We start from the raw sequence: 15,883 nt of genomic DNA, 5'->3' as shown, positions 1-15,883 counted from the left end.
GATGGGAAGTGGGATCTGATGACCAGTCAGCAGGCCGCCTCGGCCAGTATCGAAGCCAACAACGAGACGTCGTCGCACACGCTGCCGTTCGGCGACACGCAGGATTTCGCCGATGCCGAGCGTGGGTTCGTCGCGGCGCTGACACCGGGGGTGGTGAAGAACGCCGAGGGTGAGGTGGTGTGGAGCAGCGACGCGTTCGCGTTCCTCGACGGCGAGTGCCCGCCCACCGTGCACCCGAGTCTGTGGCGGCAGTCGAAACTGTGTGCGATGCAGGGCTTGTACCAGGTCACCGACGGCATCTATCAGATCCGTGGACTCGACCTGTCGAACATGACACTGGTCGAGGGCGATACCGGCGTGATCGTGATCGATCCGCTGATCTCGGTCGAGACGGCCGCCGCGGGACTCGCGCTGTATCGCGAGCATCGCGGTGACCGCCCGGTGACCGGCGTGATCTACACCCATTCCCACATCGACCACTTCGGTGGCGTCAAAGGCGTCACCACGCAAGACGATGTCGACGCGGGGCGGTGCCCGATCATCGCGCCGGTGGGGTTCGCCGAGCACGCGGTGGAAGAGAACGTGTATGCGGGTACCGCGATGGCTCGCCGGGCCGCCTACATGTACGGCGCGGCACTGCCGCCGGGGCCGCTGGGTTCGGTCGGCGCCGGCCTCGGGCCGACGACCTCGACCGGACAGCCGACCCTCATCACGCCGACGATCTCCATCGACCACACCGGCCAGACCGTGACTGTCGACGGAGTCGCCATCGAGTTCCAGATGACGCCGGGTACCGAGGCGCCCTCGGAGATGAACTTCTACTTCCCCGACCGACGAGCGCTGTGCATGGCCGAGAACGCCACCCACACCCTGCACAACCTGTTGACGTTGCGTGGCGCGCTGGTACGCGACCCGCACGTCTGGTCGAAATATCTCACCGAGGCGATCAACCGCTACGCGAGCCGCTCCGACGTGGTGTTCGCCTCGCACCACTGGCCGACCTGGGACACCGAGCGGCTCACCGAGTACCTCTCGATCCAGCGCGATCTCTACGGCTACCTGCACGACCAGACGCTGCGAGCACTCAACAAGGGCGCCACCGGTCTCGAGATCGCCGAGGACATCCAGCTGCCACCGGCCCTGGAGAACTCGTGGTCCACCCACGGTTACTACGGCTCGGTCAGCCACAACGTCAAGGCGATCTACCAGCGGTACATGGGCTGGTTCGACGGCAATCCGGCCAACCTGTGGCAGCACACTCCGGTCGAGTCCGCGCGCCGCCACCTGGAGTTCATGGGCGGTGCCGACGAGGCCATCGCCAAGGCGCGTAAGTCCTACGCCGACGGCGATTTCCGCTGGGTCGCACAGGTGCTGAACTACGTGATCTTCGCCGACCCCGGCAATGCCGAGGCGAAGGCGCTGCAGGCCGACACGCTCGAACAGCTGGGCTACGGCTCCGAGAACGGCACCTGGCGCAACTTCTTCCTGATGGGTGCGTACGAATTGCGCAACGGCGCGGTCGGTACGCCGCTGGCCAGCTCCTCGGACGACATCGCGGCCGCGCTCTCCGTGGAGCAGGTCTTCGACGCGATCGCGTTGCGGGTCGACGGTCCGCGGGCCTGGTCGGCGAGGATCGTCCTCGACTGGAAGATCAAGGACACCGGAACCGTGCACCGCGCCCTGCTCCGCAACGGGGTACTCGTGCATTTCGATGTCGAGGGCGACCTCGCGCCCGCCGACGCGACGTTCACGCTCACCGAAGCGGATCTGCACGCGGCGCTGCTCGGCGGCGCGGATCTGGGCCAGATGATCGGCGACGGCCGTGTGACGGTCGAGGGTGACCCCGCCGCGCTGACCGAGCTGGTCGGCTACCTGGACGCCCCCGACCCAGATTTCGCGATCGTGACGCCCTGATCCAGCTCCCAGCCGATAGCGCAGGGGTGTGCGGCGCGATCGGCGACGATCGAGGGTCGATACCGGTCGCCGTCGAAGGAGATGCGATGGGCGCGATACCGACGGTGAAGCGGCGGTTCGGTGGCTGAGGTCGTGCATCGGGTGCGGCGCTGGTTCGCGGCGGAGCGCGTGTCGAAAGCTGATGTCGTCGCCGGGATTCCGGGCGCGATCGGCGGAGTCCCGGACGGGATGGCGGCGGGTGTGCTCGCGGGCGTGAGTCCGGTCCACGGGCTGTACGCGAGCATGGCCGGTCGGTTCTTCGGTGGGTTCGGCACGAGTACGCAGCTGATGGTGGTCACCACGACGAGCGCTTCCGCGTTGGCGGTGGGTTCGACCTTGACCGATGTCGAACCTGATCAGCGGTCGGGCGCCATCGTCATGTTGACGTTGGTGGCAGGCGCGATGATGATCGTCGCCGCGATCCTGCGGCTGGGCAAGTACACCAGGTTCGTCTCGCATTCGGTGATGACCGGGTTCCTGCTCGGCATCTCGGCCAATATTCTGTTCGGTCAGCTGCCGAGTCTGCTCGGCGCACCGGTGCGGGGGTCGATCGCGGCGACGAAAGCACTCCACGTGGTGCTGCATCCGTTCGACTTCGATTGGCGTGCAGCGGTTGTCGGGCTGCTCGCGACAATCTTGCTCATCGCGCTCGCGCACACGAGGTTGCGCACTGTCGCCTCGCTGTTCGCCTTGATCGTGCCGATGCTCGTTGTGCTCGTCTTCGGCTGGGACAAGGTGGGGACGGTCGCTGACACGGGCGAGATCCCGACCGGGGTTCCGCTGCCGCACCTGCCGGAGTTCGGCGTGCTGTCGCCGTCGCTGATCATGGGGGCATTGGCGGTGACCGTCATCGTGCTGGTTCAGGGCACGGGGGTGGCCGAGTCGGCGCCCAACCCGCGCGGCTCGCGGTCCTCGGTCGATCGCGATTTCACCGCGCAGGGTATCGGCAATATCTTCGCCGGGTTATTTCGTGGGATGCCGGTAGGCGGTTCGGTGGGGCAGACCGCGATCAACGTCTCCTCCGGTGCGCGTAGCCGCTGGGGCGGGATGTGGTCGGGGCTCTGGATTCTGGTGATCCTGGTCGGGCTGGCCGGGGTGGTCGGCCGGGTACCGCTGCCCACGCTGGCAGCGATTCTGATGGTCGCCGCCGCGCGCTCGGTCAATCCGGACGGCCTAGTCGCTATCTGGAGCAGCGGCACGATCTCACGGACCGCGCTGGTGGTGACCTTCGTCGCCACCCTGCTGTTGCCGGTGACGGCGGCGGTCGGTGTCGGTGTCGGTCTGTCGCTGCTGCTGCAGTTGAATCAGGAAGCCATTGACTTGAAGGTGGTGCGGTTGCGGGCCGAGGGTGACAATCTCGTCGAGGCGAAGGCACCGCCCACGATGTCGGACAACGAAATCGTCATCCTGGATGTCTACGGCAGCCTGTTCTACGCGGGTGCGCGCACGCTGCAAGCCAAGCTGCCGGACCCTGACGGCGCGCACGACCCGATCGTCATCCTGCGACTGCGTGGGCGGACGAGCGTGAGCGCGACCTTCCTACACGTGATCGGCGACTACGCCCGGCAGTTGGACACGCTCGGCGGTCGCCTCTACCTCAGCGGTGTCGACCCACGGATTCGCGACGTCTGGACCGACGACCTGCTGCACGGGCAAGGCCTGCACATCGAATTCTTCCCGGCAACAAGCACTCTCGGCGAGTCGACACTGGCTGCCTACGCCGATGCCGAGGTTCGGATCCACCGAGAGCGGAGGCCGTGAGATGGGTGGATTGCTGGTACTGCTGTTGCCGGAGATCATCGGATTGATGGTGACGCCGGGCGCGGTGATCGGCTGTGTCCTGTTGCTTCGTTCGCGCGACCCGGTGCGCAACGCGTCGATGTTCGGGCTCGGGTTCCTGGTCGTCTACGCGATTATCGCGCTCGCGGCGTGCCTCGGCGGTGCGCCGGACCCGGCGGCGACGACGGCCCACACCTCTCATGCCGCCGGACTCGTGGTCGGTCTGATCTTCTTGGGGCTGGGCGCCTTCATGCTGGTGCGGCCGCGTCCACAGACCGACGAACAACCGCGCGTTCTCGCCGAACTGGCCGATGCCGGCCCGCGAAAAGCCTTCGCGATGGGACTCGTGCTCGGGGTGTTGAACCCGAATCTGTTCATCATGCTGTCGGGGATGAGCGTGATCGCCAGCTCCGCGGTCGGCTTGGCCGCGGCTCTGTTGGCAACCGTGATCCTGCTGGTCGCGGCGGTCGCCGACTTCCTGATTCCGATCGGGATATATCTCGCGGTGGGTGAACGGGCCGACCAGGGTTTGGCAGCTGCGCAGGCGTGGATGTTGCGCAACAGTCGGCTGTTGACGCTGTCGGTACTCCTCGGATTCGGTGCCTTGTTCACCCTTCGCGGCGTCGTCAGCCTCGCTGGCTGAAGTGAACTCCTCGGAAAGGACCGCCATGCTGAGCTTTCTGGTCCCGCAGGACCAACGCAGATCGCTGGATGAGTTAACCGACAAGCTGGATCTGTCGGTGGGCCAGGTCGCGTCGAAGCGGTCGGCGTTCTGGATCATGCTGGTGATGTCGGCAGTGATCGCGATCTCGGGTGTCATCGGCGATTCCACCGCGACAGTGATCGGCGCGATGATCGTCGCGCCGCTGTCGATACCGATCCTCGGTGTCGCGTTGGGTGTGGTGACCGGTCGTGCGCCGTTGCTCGGCCGGAGCCTGTAGCTGGTCGTTTCGGGGATCGTCGTGGTGATCGCGCTCGGTTTCCTCTTCGCGCAGTTGCTGCCCAACCCCGTCAATGTTCTGTCCAACGCGCAGGTGGTCGGTCGGACCTCACCGAAGCTGATGGATCTGACCGCCGCGATCGCGACCGGCCTGGTCGCGGCGATCGCGATCACTCGGCGTGACGTGGGCGATGTGCTGCCCGGTGTGGCGATCGCGATTTCGCTGGTCCCGCCCCTCGGGGTGGTCGGCGTGTGCCTGGGTTCGCACGCGCCCGCACTCGCCGGTGGCGCGTTCGTGCTGTTCGCGTCGAACGTCGTCGCGATGATCATCACCTCGACGATCGTGCTGCTCGTCGCCGGATACGCGGGCGATGCCGATCCTGCGACGGTACGGCGCGCAAGGGCATACCTGGTGCTCGGCGCTGCCCTTGTGCTGGTGGCGATCCCGATGGTGCTCAATTCGCTGTCCACATTGTGGGCCGGTCAGATCGCCGACGCGGCCCGCGACTGGCTGCGCGACGCGCCGGATGCGCAGGTCATCGACGTCAACCTGCAGGGCGACATCGCAACGGTCTCGGTGCTCGGTCCTCAGCAGTTGCCACCACGCGCGGAGTTGCAGCAGAAGGTGAACGATCTGGTTCCGTGGGATCCGAAGGTTGTCATCATCCACACGGTCGGTGGTCGGGTGCAGTAGCTGATCGCACACAGCGATGCCCCCGCCGGTCGGTGGGGGCATCGTCGGCGGGGCGCTCAGCTGAGCAGTTTGGCTTTCGCGGCGGCGAATTCGGCGTCCGATAGCGCCCCGGACGAATGCAGCTCGGCCAATTGTCCGAGCTGGGCGACGGTGTCCTGGCCGATGCTCGGGGCAGCGGGCGGTGGGGGAGCCTGTGGTGGCGGCGGTGCCTGTTGCTGGGCGTAGGCCTGCTGTTCGGCGGCGCGCCGCGCTCCTCGGCGGTTCACCGCGTTCGAGGTCGCGGTGGCGGTGCCCGCGACAACGGCCGTCCTGGCCACGGCTCCGAGCAGTCCTGGTCGCCCGACGCGACCCATCCGGAGTGGCATGTCGGTTTCCTTCCTAGGCGAGGGCGAGCGCGGCGTCGACGGCATCGCGCGGTACCTGCACGTGGAGCGCGACCTCGCCGTCGGCCGCACGCACCGCGGCGGCGAGGCGGGTGGCCCACGTTTCCTCGAAAACGATGACGACAGCGGTCGTTCCCGGTTCCATCGACGCGCGGACGACGTCGAGGTCGTCGTCGCTGACGAGGTCGATGTCGGCCGCCGTCAGGCCCGTCAGGCCCACCGCGGAGATGTCGTCGTCGATCTCGCGTTCGGTGATGGTGCCCGCCTCGTCCATGGACAGCACGATCAGATCGAGCAACGTGACCGTCCCCTTCGCGACGACATCGGCCAATGCCCCAGAGACGGATTTGTCGATGTCGGTGCCGGGAAAGGCGAGTACAAGGAATTCGACCGGTCCGAGCGTTGATGGTGATCCCATGTGCCGAATCATGCCGTCGGCGCGTGCCTGGCTGCTTCACCCGATTCGGATGAAACGGTGCGCGCAGTTCACCCGGAAAGTGTGAGGCGCGCCGGGAGCGGCCCGCTTAGCGTCGTGGCATGGGCTCAGTCATCGGAAGTCTCCTGCCGTTGGCGGTGGGTGTCGCAGTCTCGCCGATACCGATCATCGCGGCCATTCTGATGATCCTGTCGAAGAACGCCGGCGGTGCCGCGAAGGGCTTCGCGGTGGGTTGGGTGGCCGGAATCCTCATCGTGACCGGCGTGATGACCTTGCTCGCCGGGATGCTGGGCGGCACGGACCGCGAACCGTCGACGGGCGCCTCGGTCGTGAAGATCATTCTCGGCGTCGCGCTCGTGGTCTTGGCGGTGATCCAGTGGCAGGAACGGTCGCAGACCGAGGTGCCCGGCTGGATGAAGGCGATCGACACGCTCACGCCGGTGAAGGCGCTGGGTCTGGGAGCGCTGCTGTCGGGTGTCAATCCGAAGAATCTGCTGCTGTGTGTGTCGGCGGGTGTCGTGATCGGGGCCGGCGGTCTGGGCGCGGGGGGTGACCTGGTCGCGATCGTGGTGTTCACTGCGCTCGCCTCGGTCACCGTCTTGGCGGTGGTCATCGGGTACATGCTCGCGGCCGACAAACTCGGTCCGATGCTCGACAGTCTGCGGGAGTGGTTGCAGCTCAACAATCATGCGGTGATGGCGATCGTGCTGCTGATCATGGGCTCGGTGGTCGTCGGCAAGGGCATCGGCGGGCTGTAGCAAGGAGGGAACGTGGTGCTGTCGATACCGGTGCTTCGAGTCACTGCACGGCTACTCACCTGCCGAAAGGAACGCGGATGAACGGTATTCTGGTCGCCCTCGTCGGAGCGCTGTTGTGCTTCTACGGGATTCGCTCGGTCAACCTGGGCTTGCTCGCGATCGGGTTCGGTCTCGGCTGGCTGATCGCCGACCTGTTCAACGCGAACTTCTGGTGGCTGTTGCTGGTCGCGCTGATCGGCGCGGTCGCGGTCTGGGCCGTCACCTCACTGATATTCCGCTTCGCGGCCTATTTCATCGGCGGGCTCACCGGCGCGATGATCGGCACCAAGCTGGCGACGGTCTTGCAGCCCGGCGACAAGAACTTCGCCCTGAGCATGATCGTCGTGCTCGCGATGTGTGTGGCGGGCGCGTTCCTGGCGCAGAAGTTCCGGGCTCGCGCGCTGCTGTGGTTGACCTCGATCGGCGGCGCGAGCATGGTCTGCAGCGGTATCGCGCGGTTCAGCGACTCGCTGTCGTTCCTGCGCGACCCCGAACCCGGCTGGCAGCAGATCACCGCCACCCTGGCCTGGGCAGGCCTGTCGATACTCGGCTGGATCACCCAGCGTCACCTGTTCGCCGAGAAGCTCGGCATCGAGCACCTGGTCGGCGACGACGACGAGCCGGACATGAGAAACCGCAACGGCGGCTGGCCAACGGGCTAGCTGACCGCACGGGTGCGATGGGTCGGTCACGTGGGGCCGGATGACCTTTCGGCGAGTCGTGGAGCCGGGGGCTCGCGTCAGCGGAGGTCGTCGGGGTGCGATCCGGTCGTGAACGGGTTCGGCTGGTCCTGGGCGAGGACGCCCACGAAGGGTTCGCCCTCGTCGGCGAAGGTATAGGCGCCGCCTTCGATGCGCTCGATGAGGCTGTGGGTCCAGGCCGCTTCGCTGTCGGCGGAGTGTAGCCACATGTTCATGATCTCGCCGATGTGTCCGAGCTGGCCCGGCCCCTGCTCCGGTGTGTAGTACTCGGTGACCGAGCCACGCCACTGCTCGAGGCCGGTGATCCGTTGCCTCAGGAGTGCGACGGCCTCCTCGCGGGGGAGGTCGACGATGAACCCGATGCCGGCCGAGGGCATGTCCATCTTCTGGTCGTACGAGGTCAGAGCCTCGCGGAGCAGCGTGAAGTACTCCTCGGTGCCCTTGTCGGTCATCTCGTACTCGACGCGAGGCGGACCGCCGACGGTGCTCGGTGCGACCTCGTGTGCGACGAGGAATCCTTGCTTGGCCATCTGCTTGAGTGCGTGGTAGATCGAGCCCGGCTTGGCGTTGGACCATTCGTGGGCGCCCCAGAATTCCAGGTCGTTGCGCACCTGATAGCCGTGCGCCCGTCCGTGCTGACGGACCGCGCCGAGGACCAGCAGCCGGATCGCTGACATGGACATCTCCCTTCCGAGTGTTCGGGCGCCTCTACCACCTCGGGGCGCGCCGCGCGGGCGTCAGAGCCGATGAACTCCTTGCGCGATTCGGGCTCGCGGACACCGGAAAGAAGGCGGTCAAGCAGTACAGCGGCGGTATGCGGCGGCGGCTCGACCTCGCGGCGTCGCTTATCTCCGAACCGCAGGTGCTGTTTCTGGACGAACCGACGACCGGGCTCGACCCCCGCGGCCGCGCCGAGGTGTGGAGTTCGGTGCGTTCGCTGGTCGACGGCGGCACCACCGTGCTGCTGACCACGCAATACCTGGAGGAGGCCGATCAGCTGGCCGACCAGATCTCGGTGATCGACCACGGAAAGGTCATCGCGGAAGGCACTGCCGACCAGCTGAAATCCAAGACCGGCGGCGACCGCATCGACGTGGTCCTGCACGACGTCACCCAACTGGCACTCGCGGCCGCGCTCATCCCCGGCGAGGCGGTGGTGGACGAGGACCGGCGGATGGTCAGTGCCGCGGTCGGCGACCGGATGGTGGCACTGACCGAGACCGTCCGGGCGCTGGAGACCAACGGCATCGAAGCCGAGGACATCGCGATCCGGCGGCCGACACTCGACGAAGTCTTCCTGCACCTGACCAAGGAGAACGCGGCATGAGCGCGATTTATTCGACGAACCACCCCGGTTCGACACTGAGCACGGCGCTCACCGACTCCTGGACGATGACCCGACGCGAGTTGGCGCACTGGGTCCGCCAGCCCGTGCAAGTGGTCGTCGGGCTGGTCTTCCCGGTGATGCTGCGGGTGATGTTCACCTACCTGATCGGCGGCGGGCGCGGCATCGACGGGGAATTCAAGGACTACCTGGTTCCTGGAATGCTCACCATGACAATGGCTTTCGGACTCGAGTCGACAATGCTCTCGGTCACGCAGGACCTCGGCAAGGGAGTCATCGACCGATTCCGCTCGATGCCGATGAACTCGGCCGCGGTCCTGGTGGGACGCAGCATCGCCGACATGCTGCAGTCGGTGGTCGGGCTGGCCGTGATGATCGCGGTCGGTTACGCGATCGGCTGGCGCTGGCACGACGGAGCCGCCGCGTTCCTGGCGGCGGTGGGACTGCTGTTGCTGTTCCGGTTCGCGATGCTGTGGATCGGCATCTACCTGGCGATGGTCGCGGGCAAGCCCGAACTGGTGCAGGCGGTCCAGATCCTGGTCTGGCCGGTCAGCTTCCTCTCCAATGCCATCACCGCACCCGAAGCGATGCCGTCGTGGCTGGGTGCGGTCGTCGAGTGGAACCCCATGTCGGCAACGGCCACCGCGGTGCGTGGCCTGTTCGGCAATCCGGGTGCGGTCGGTGACTCCTGGGCCGCTGAACACGCCGAAATGCTGGCGGTGGCTTGGCCGTTGGCCTTGATCGCGGTGTTCTTCCCGCTGGCGGTGCGGCGGTTCAGAGACCTGAGCCGCTAGCTCAGCGCAGCATTTCGGTCCTATTTTCCGAAGACGAAACTGCGCAGGACCAGGAAACGCAGTCCGCCGACCACGGCCATGACGGCGATCACGGCGCCTGCCTGCGCGGCTTCGTCGAGGTCCGGTGCCAGGAAATCCAATCCGGCCAGCGCCGCCGTGCTGATCCCGAGGCCGAGCAGCGCCAGCCCGCCGCCCTCCCACTGCGCGGTGAACCCGCCGACCCTGCTCCCGGCCCGGAAGGTGAGCTGCCGGTGCAATTCGTTCGCGATCACCGTGCTCACCATCGATCCGGCGACATTGGCGAGCAGTGGGCCGCTGCCGTGCATGGCCATGAACAGCAGCACATAGGCGATATTGCTGGCGCCGCCGACCAGGGCGAACCGGATCAGCTGGGCGAACGTGTGATCGCTGCGCAGGTATCGCCGCACGCGGACGAGATCGACGCGCGTCGCAGGACCGGCCAACGCGGTGTAGACGCTGGTGGGGAGCATTCCCGGGTGGGTGATCTGCGGGGCGGTCATGTTCGTTCCGATCAAGCGTGCGGGATTCGGCGGGATGCCGGCCAACCCCTGTGACTATACGTAGATGTATACGTATAAACAAGTGTCGAGGCCGCCGCGCACCTCCGCGCCGAGCATCGGCCGTCGTAATCGGCATGGCACCCGCAGCGCAGTGGGTGGACACTGGAGTGATGGTTGACAGGGAGCAACGCACACCCTTCTACGGCGTGGTGCTGATTCTTGTAGCGCTCGGCGCGTCGATGGCGGTCAGTTACTACGGGCCGACTTGGGTCCGCGTCACCGTTTACATCCTCACGGTGATGGTTGTCCTGGTCGGCGGCGTCATGACGTTCCGGGACTACTCACACTGACGCTGCGAACGCGATGTGCGCCCCGAGCTCGGTGGGGCGAGGCTCAGTGCTGCGAGATCGCCACCATCTTCGAATCGACGCTGCCAGGGGAATCGCTGCTGCGACGCCGCGTGGGCGGGATGGAATTGTTGCGAACTGTTTACGGCCGTTGAAGTATCACCGCAAAGAGCCGGAAAGGTTCTCGTAGCACGACTTTCATCAGTGGGCTTTCGCAGGGGCGTTGGCACGCCACGGTTCGCGGGGAAGCTCGGTCAAGCCCTCGGCACGCGCTGGCGCGGGGCCGTGGGATGACTGCTCGAACCTGATGAGGGGAAGTATGAATATCAACCGAATCCGTGGTGGCCGCAATGCTGTCGGCACCGGCGTTGCCGTACTCGCACTGGGTGCGCTCATGGCCGGTACCGCCGGTGCCGATGCTTTCGTTCCGCTGCCGGACGGCGAGCGGGTCGGCCACGGTGTCACGGTGAAGCGCACCGGTGAGCACGCCGTGGTTTCGCCGTCGATGGCCGCCAATGGCGCGGGCCGGGTCGCGTGGGTCTCGGCCAACGTGAGCGCCGACGTGACCATCACGCCCGAGGGCGAGGTGGGTCCCAACAACGGTCCGTCCGGAAACGACGGCACCAACAACTCCTCCACCCACGGTGCCTCACAGCTCAACACCGGCTACATCATCGGCTGCCAGGTCTCGATCGGCGACGATGCGATCGCCGCCGGTGTGTCCGGTGGCATCGACCTGTCCGGCTTCAGCGTCGGCGGCTCGGCGGGCATCGAGCTCGGCCCGGGCGAGGTCGAGTTCGTCCAGCTCGAGAAGAAGGACATCGTGAAGGCCGGCGTCTACTCGATCGAGTACCAGGACGTCGAGATCGAGGTGCAGGGCTGTGCCGGATACGCGCAGGCCCGCTCGTACACCGTGGTCGAGATCATCGGCGACCACTACTCCAAGACCACCCTCTACGGTGCCCCGTTCAGCATCGGCTGACCCGCCCGAACCAGACTTCAGATCAGAGGATGAAACATATGTTCGACCGTAAGAATGCGGCGCGTCTGGCCGGTGTCGTCGGCGCTGCCGCTGTCACCGTCGGAATGCTGTCGGCCGGTGCTGCCAACGCCGACACCTTCATTCCGCTGCCCGGCGGTGAGATCGTCAAGACGCTGTCCGACGGCACCACCGTCACCGTGCGTCTGGTCGGGGAGTCGGCCAACATCAACCCGTCGATGGGTTCGACCCCGGTGCACCGCAACGCGTGGGTGTCGGGCAGTGCGCAGGTCGAGGTGTCGGGTAACGCCAAGGGCGGCAAGATCCGTCCCGGCTACGTGGTCGGCTGCCAGGTCAACATCGACGGCGGCGGCGTCGAAGGTGGCGTCGAAGGCGAGAGCGACTGGGCGGGCAAGAAGCCCGGTGTCGGTGCCGACACCGGCGCCGAGTTGAGTCTCGGACCGGGCCAGGCGGAGTCGTTCTACATTCTCGACCTCGAGAAGGCCGATGACTACGGCAACGAGGACCACAGCAAGGACAACAAGTTCAAGGGCAAGAGCGGCTCGGTGACCTGGGCCGACACCACTATCGGTCTGTCCGGCTGTGGTGGCTACGCCCAGGCGCGTGCTTTTGTGAAGGTGAAGGTCGAGACCGACAACGTGACCTCGGTCGTCACGCTGTGGGGTCAGCCGTTCAGCATCGGCTGATCTGATCGATCCGGTATCGAGGCCCGGCGCGTTGTGCGCTGGGCCTCGATACGTCGGCGGATATCCGGTCACCGGAATCGGGTGTCGCTCGCAGACAACCGGACGTCGGCCACCTGACGGCAAAACCGCCTGATGACCGGTCCTCCTCCGGACCGGTGCCATGCAATGACAGCGCCGATCCCGGTGACCGGATTGTGCGCGACCGGGCCCCGGCGGATCGTCGTCCCTGGCACAGAACGTGACCCTCATCGTTGTCCCGCGTGGCGGCGGTCCAAGGGGGCCGAGAACACCACGCGGTGCTCGGCTGCGGCACCAACAGAGAATCGCAGGCAATCATTGCGAGGGCTCCGGTCGGTTCTTTGCGATCTCGTGAAGGCCGTCGGTCAAGGCGGGGATGGTGAGCACGAATCTGGCGCCGCCATGGGGGCTTTCCGTGCAGCGAAGGGTGCCGTGGTGGCCGAGGACGGTTTCGCTGACGAGCGCGAGACCGATGCCGGTGCCGGCCGTGGCACGTGAGGCGGTGACGAAGCGTTCGAAAATGCGTTCGCGGTTCTCGGGAGCCACGCCGGGGCCCGCGTCGTCGACCGTCACCACGATGTCGCCGCCGACGCGGTCGACGCCGACACCGGTTACGCCACCACCGTGCCGTTCGGCGTTGATGAGCAGATTGACCAGTGCGCGTTCGAGTTCCGTGCGCCGCCCGCGGATCGTCCCGGCGTCGCGGATGTCGAGCAGCTCCGGCGCCACGCCACGACCGGCGAGCAAATGGGTGAGGAGCTCCGCCAGCTCGAGTGGGATCTGGTCGGAACGGTGGATCCCCGCTTCCACGCGGGCCAGGGCCAGCATGTCATCGAGTAGTCCGCGCAGGTACGCGGTTTCCTCCACGAGCAGTCCCAGCGCGGCGCGCGGACGCTCGGACAGTTCGTCGCGGTGCCCGGCCAGCACCGTCGCAGTGGTGGTGAGGGTGGTCAGTGGCGTGCGCAGCTCGTGGCTGAGATCGGACACCAGGCGCCGTTCGCGCTCGATGCGCAGCTGCAGTGAGTCGACCATCGCGTTGAACGCGTCGACGGTGGCCGACAGTTCTTCGTCGTCGGTACGTGGCAGCCGCAGTTCGTGCTCGCCGAACGCGATCCGGGAAGCAGTCGCGGCGACCTGACGCAGCGGGCTCAGTGCGCGATGTGCTGCCCAGGCGCCGATCGCGGCGGCGATCGCCACGGCGAGCACGGAGCACGCGAGCAGGATCGTGCGCAGCATCCGGAGGTTGGACTCGAGTTCGAGCAGTGGTGCGAACTCGTAGAGGACGGTGCCGTTCTCGACCTCAGCGCCTGCCCGAAGATAGGGCTGCGCGCCGATCCGCACTCGGGTGGCGGTGCTGTCCACCGCATCGCCCGGGTCGGGAATCGGCAGTGCCGACGCCGACGGAAGTTCGACGTCGGCCCCGACCAGCGACCATCCGGTGTCCTGACGCAACATCGCGATGGTGCCGCTCGGCAGATGGAGCGCGTCCATGGCCTGAGCACCGGTGACGTCCGCGCCGGTCAGCCGCATGCGCAGCAGTTCGGCATGTACCCCCACCGCCCGTTCGACAGTGCGAGTCCGCTGCGACTCCATGTAATTGGTGCTGATGCCGTACACCGATCCGGACAGGACAACGGCTACCAGGCTCGCGCTGAGCACGAACGTCGCGGTGACGCGGCCGCGCAGGCCTCGGAACCGTGACGGAAAACGGTGCCCGCGTTCAGGATTGGACATCGAGCCGGTAGCCGAGACCGCGGACGGTGACGATCAGCCGCGGGTCGGCGGGATCCCGTTCGATCTTGGTACGCAGCCTGCGCACGTGGACGTCGACGATGCGTTCGTCGCCGAAGAACCCGCGATCCCAGATCTTGTCGAGCAGCACCTGCCTGCTCAGCACCAGGCTGTCGTTCTGTGCCAGCTCGCACAGCAGCCGGAACTCGGTGAGCGTGAGATGCACTTCCTCGCCGGCCAGCAGTAGCGCGCCGCGCTCCGGACAGAGCACCAGCCTGCGGTGCGCTGCCGCGTCGAGGACAGTCTCGGTGACATCGCGGTCGGTCGTGTTCCTGGTACGCCTGCGCAGCGCCCTGATACGTGCGGAGAGTTCTTTGACCTCGAACGGTTTGGTGACGAAATCGTCGGCGCCCGCCTCCAGCGCGGCGACCACGTCATGGGTGTCGTCGCGGGCGCTGACCACGATGATCGGCACGTCATGAGCGCGACGCACCTCACGGATATAGGTGTATCCGTCCATTCCGCCGAGCATGAGGTCGACGAGCATCACGTCGGGAGCACCGAGATTGTGGACCTGATCGAGCGCGTTCTCGGCGCAGTCCGCCTCGGCGACCGTGTAGCCCTCGTCTTCCATCGCCAGCCGCAGTGACGCTCGAACCCGGGTGTCGTCCTCGACGATCATCAACTGCGCGTTCATGGTGGGGAGCCTATCGGCCCCACACAGAACAGTCCCCGGTAGTCTCCATCGAAAACCATGAGTTCAGTCGTCGCTGACAACTCCGGTTATTCGACTGGCTTGCCGGGGGCTTAGCCAGATCCTGAAAATTACGTCACAACCGTCGGCAAACGTCTTCGTCGGCAGTGCGGCTCATTTCCGGTGTTCCGGTATCTATCCAGTCTTCTCCTGATTTGCTCGATGTCAATACCTTGGCGCCATTGAATACGGCGAAATTATCGGTGTTCTGAGACCGTCCATCGCATTGTGTGGATCCTCGCTTCGGAGGACAGTAGATGTGTCCGGTGGCGCCCACCGGGGCGCCGCCCTTCCTGAAGTAGGAGGTGGCCCCGTGTACGCACGTTCCAGCACATTTGCGGCCCAGCGGTCGTCGATCGACCGCGGTATCGCATACCTCCACAATGCGGTGATGCCGAATATGCCCGAGCTCGACGGGTGGGTCGGCATGTCGCTGATGGTGGACAGGGCGACAGGCCGATGCATCGCCACGACCGCGTGGGAATCCGAGGCCGCGCTGCACGAGAGCAGAATGCGCGTCCGATCCCTGCGTGATGGTCTGGCCGAGGCGCTCAACGGCACGGTCGACAATATCGAGGAATGGGAAGTAGCGGTCATGCACCGCGATCATCTGGCCGGCGCGAGTGCCTGTACCCGGTGTACCTGGGTCCAAGTCGACCCGTCCGGTGTCGACCTGGCGATCCAGACGTTCAAGAACACCCTGCTGCCGGAGCTCGAGAAGATCGAAGGATTCCGCAGCGCCAGCCTGTTCGTCGACCGGGAGACCGGGCGAGGCGTGGGATCGACCGTCTGGGCGAGCCGAGAGGAGCTCGACAACAGCCGCGAACAGGTGGATCGAATGCGGGCCGCGGCGACCCGCACCATGGAAGCCGAGGTTCTCGAGGTAGCGGAGTTCCGGCTCGGCTTCGCCCACCTGCGCGTTCCCGAGCTCGTCTGAAACTACGAGACATCCGGCCGAGCAGCGTGAGCTCCCGGCCGGATGTCTCAGTTCCCCCGCGCTGTCA

At 66.3% G+C, this 15,883-nt stretch carries 17 protein-coding genes and 1 pseudogene; 12 read left to right on the top strand and 6 right to left on the bottom strand.

The annotated features are described in order from the left end of the window. Nucleotides 1-18 precede the first annotated feature (18 nt). The 4 genes and pseudogenes from ACFXKN_RS22930 to ACFXKN_RS22915 all read left to right on the top strand — a co-directional run bounded on the left by ACFXKN_RS22930 (nt 19) and on the right by ACFXKN_RS22915 (nt 5,366). On the top strand, nt 19-1,914 hold the full coding sequence (locus tag ACFXKN_RS22930; protein ID WP_378963408.1) for an alkyl/aryl-sulfatase: 1,896 nt from the start codon (nt 19-21) through the stop codon (nt 1,912-1,914). A gap of 120 nt (nt 1,915-2,034) precedes the next feature. Then, entirely contained in the window at nt 2,035-3,714 is a 1,680-nt protein-coding gene (locus tag ACFXKN_RS22925) for a SulP family inorganic anion transporter (protein WP_378963409.1), read from the top strand. Nucleotide 3,715: 1 nt separating this feature from the next. Continuing rightward, nucleotides 3,716-4,375 carry a GAP family protein gene (locus tag ACFXKN_RS22920; protein ID WP_378963410.1) on the top strand — a complete coding sequence of 220 codons (660 nt, stop codon included), beginning with the start codon at nt 3,716-3,718 and terminating at the stop codon, nt 4,373-4,375. 25 nt (nt 4,376-4,400) lie between these two features. Continuing rightward, nucleotides 4,401-5,366, top strand: a pseudogene (locus ACFXKN_RS22915) (DUF389 domain-containing protein). Between the two features lie 56 nt (nt 5,367-5,422). Here ACFXKN_RS22915 and ACFXKN_RS22910 read toward each other — a convergent pair. Both ACFXKN_RS22910 and ACFXKN_RS22905 read right to left on the bottom strand, forming a co-directional pair. Beyond that, the gene (locus tag ACFXKN_RS22910; RefSeq protein WP_378963411.1) at nt 5,423-5,731 is read right to left on the bottom strand and encodes an SHOCT domain-containing protein; all 309 of its coding nucleotides are present in this window, start codon (nt 5,729-5,731) and stop codon (nt 5,423-5,425) included. A 13-nt stretch (nt 5,732-5,744) separates the two neighbouring features. Then, entirely contained in the window at nt 5,745-6,167 is a 423-nt protein-coding gene (locus ACFXKN_RS22905; RefSeq protein ID WP_378963412.1) for a DUF6325 family protein, read from the bottom strand. Between the two features lie 119 nt (nt 6,168-6,286). Between ACFXKN_RS22905 and ACFXKN_RS22900 the strand changes: the two genes are divergently transcribed. Continuing rightward, entirely contained in the window at nt 6,287-6,943 is a 657-nt protein-coding gene (locus ACFXKN_RS22900) for a GAP family protein (protein WP_378963413.1), read from the top strand. Nucleotides 6,944-7,020: 77 nt separating this feature from the next. Then, complete coding sequence (locus ACFXKN_RS22895; RefSeq protein ID WP_378963414.1) at nt 7,021-7,644, top strand: DUF4203 domain-containing protein; 624 nt, start codon at nt 7,021-7,023, stop codon at nt 7,642-7,644. 77 nt (nt 7,645-7,721) lie between these two features. Here ACFXKN_RS22895 and ACFXKN_RS22890 read toward each other — a convergent pair whose 3' ends face one another. After that, nucleotides 7,722-8,360: a PadR family transcriptional regulator gene (locus ACFXKN_RS22890; RefSeq protein ID WP_378963415.1), complete on the bottom strand. Its 639-nt coding sequence runs from the start codon at nt 8,358-8,360 to the stop codon at nt 7,722-7,724. A gap of 17 nt (nt 8,361-8,377) precedes the next feature. Here ACFXKN_RS22890 and ACFXKN_RS22885 point away from each other — a divergent pair, with 17 nt between their 5' ends. Together ACFXKN_RS22885 and ACFXKN_RS22880 are read left to right on the top strand one after the other, a co-directional pair. Beyond that, nucleotides 8,378-9,010 (top strand): ATP-binding cassette domain-containing protein, encoded by a 633-nt coding sequence (locus tag ACFXKN_RS22885; protein ID WP_378963418.1) that lies wholly within the window; start codon nt 8,378-8,380, stop codon nt 9,008-9,010. After that, nucleotides 9,007-9,822, top strand: a complete 816-nt coding sequence (locus ACFXKN_RS22880; RefSeq protein ID WP_378963419.1) for an ABC transporter permease — start codon at nt 9,007-9,009, stop codon at nt 9,820-9,822. Before ACFXKN_RS22885 ends, ACFXKN_RS22880 begins: the two co-directional genes overlap by 4 nt. Before the next feature lie 20 nt (nt 9,823-9,842). On the opposite strand, the gene ACFXKN_RS22875 is transcribed toward ACFXKN_RS22880, so the two are convergent. Then, complete coding sequence (locus ACFXKN_RS22875) at nt 9,843-10,343, bottom strand: GtrA family protein (protein WP_378963420.1); 501 nt, start codon at nt 10,341-10,343, stop codon at nt 9,843-9,845. Nucleotides 10,344-10,513: 170 nt separating this feature from the next. Here ACFXKN_RS22875 and ACFXKN_RS22870 point away from each other — a divergent pair, with 170 nt between their 5' ends. The 3 genes from ACFXKN_RS22870 to ACFXKN_RS22860 all read left to right on the top strand — a co-directional run bounded on the left by ACFXKN_RS22870 (nt 10,514) and on the right by ACFXKN_RS22860 (nt 12,376). Next, nucleotides 10,514-10,693, top strand: coding sequence for a hypothetical protein (locus ACFXKN_RS22870; RefSeq protein ID WP_378963421.1), 180 nt, complete (start codon nt 10,514-10,516; stop codon nt 10,691-10,693). 316 nt (nt 10,694-11,009) lie between these two features. Next, complete coding sequence (locus ACFXKN_RS22865; RefSeq protein ID WP_378963423.1) at nt 11,010-11,672, top strand: MspA family porin; 663 nt, start codon at nt 11,010-11,012, stop codon at nt 11,670-11,672. Between the two features lie 38 nt (nt 11,673-11,710). After that, complete coding sequence (locus tag ACFXKN_RS22860) at nt 11,711-12,376, top strand: MspA family porin (protein ID WP_378963424.1); 666 nt, start codon at nt 11,711-11,713, stop codon at nt 12,374-12,376. A 333-nt stretch (nt 12,377-12,709) separates the two neighbouring features. On the opposite strand, the gene ACFXKN_RS22855 is transcribed toward ACFXKN_RS22860, so the two are convergent. Further along, nucleotides 12,710-14,128, bottom strand: coding sequence for a sensor histidine kinase (locus ACFXKN_RS22855; RefSeq protein ID WP_378963425.1), 1,419 nt, complete (start codon nt 14,126-14,128; stop codon nt 12,710-12,712). Beyond that, a complete protein-coding gene (locus tag ACFXKN_RS22850) occupies nt 14,115-14,822 on the bottom strand; it encodes a response regulator transcription factor (protein ID WP_379433778.1) in 708 nt (235 codons plus the stop codon). Before ACFXKN_RS22850 ends, ACFXKN_RS22855 begins: the two co-directional genes overlap by 14 nt. 448 nt (nt 14,823-15,270) lie before the next feature. Here ACFXKN_RS22850 and ACFXKN_RS22845 point away from each other — a divergent pair, with 448 nt between their 5' ends. Further along, nucleotides 15,271-15,816, top strand: coding sequence for a hypothetical protein (locus tag ACFXKN_RS22845; protein ID WP_378963427.1), 546 nt, complete (start codon nt 15,271-15,273; stop codon nt 15,814-15,816). Nucleotides 15,817-15,883 lie beyond the last annotated feature (67 nt).

The organism is Nocardia sp. NPDC059195, from assembly GCF_042754695.1.
GTDB lineage: Bacteria > Actinomycetota > Actinomycetes > Mycobacteriales > Mycobacteriaceae > Nocardia.
Note: the sequence above shows the minus strand (reverse complement) of the source record. Positions and strands in the feature narration are given on the sequence as shown.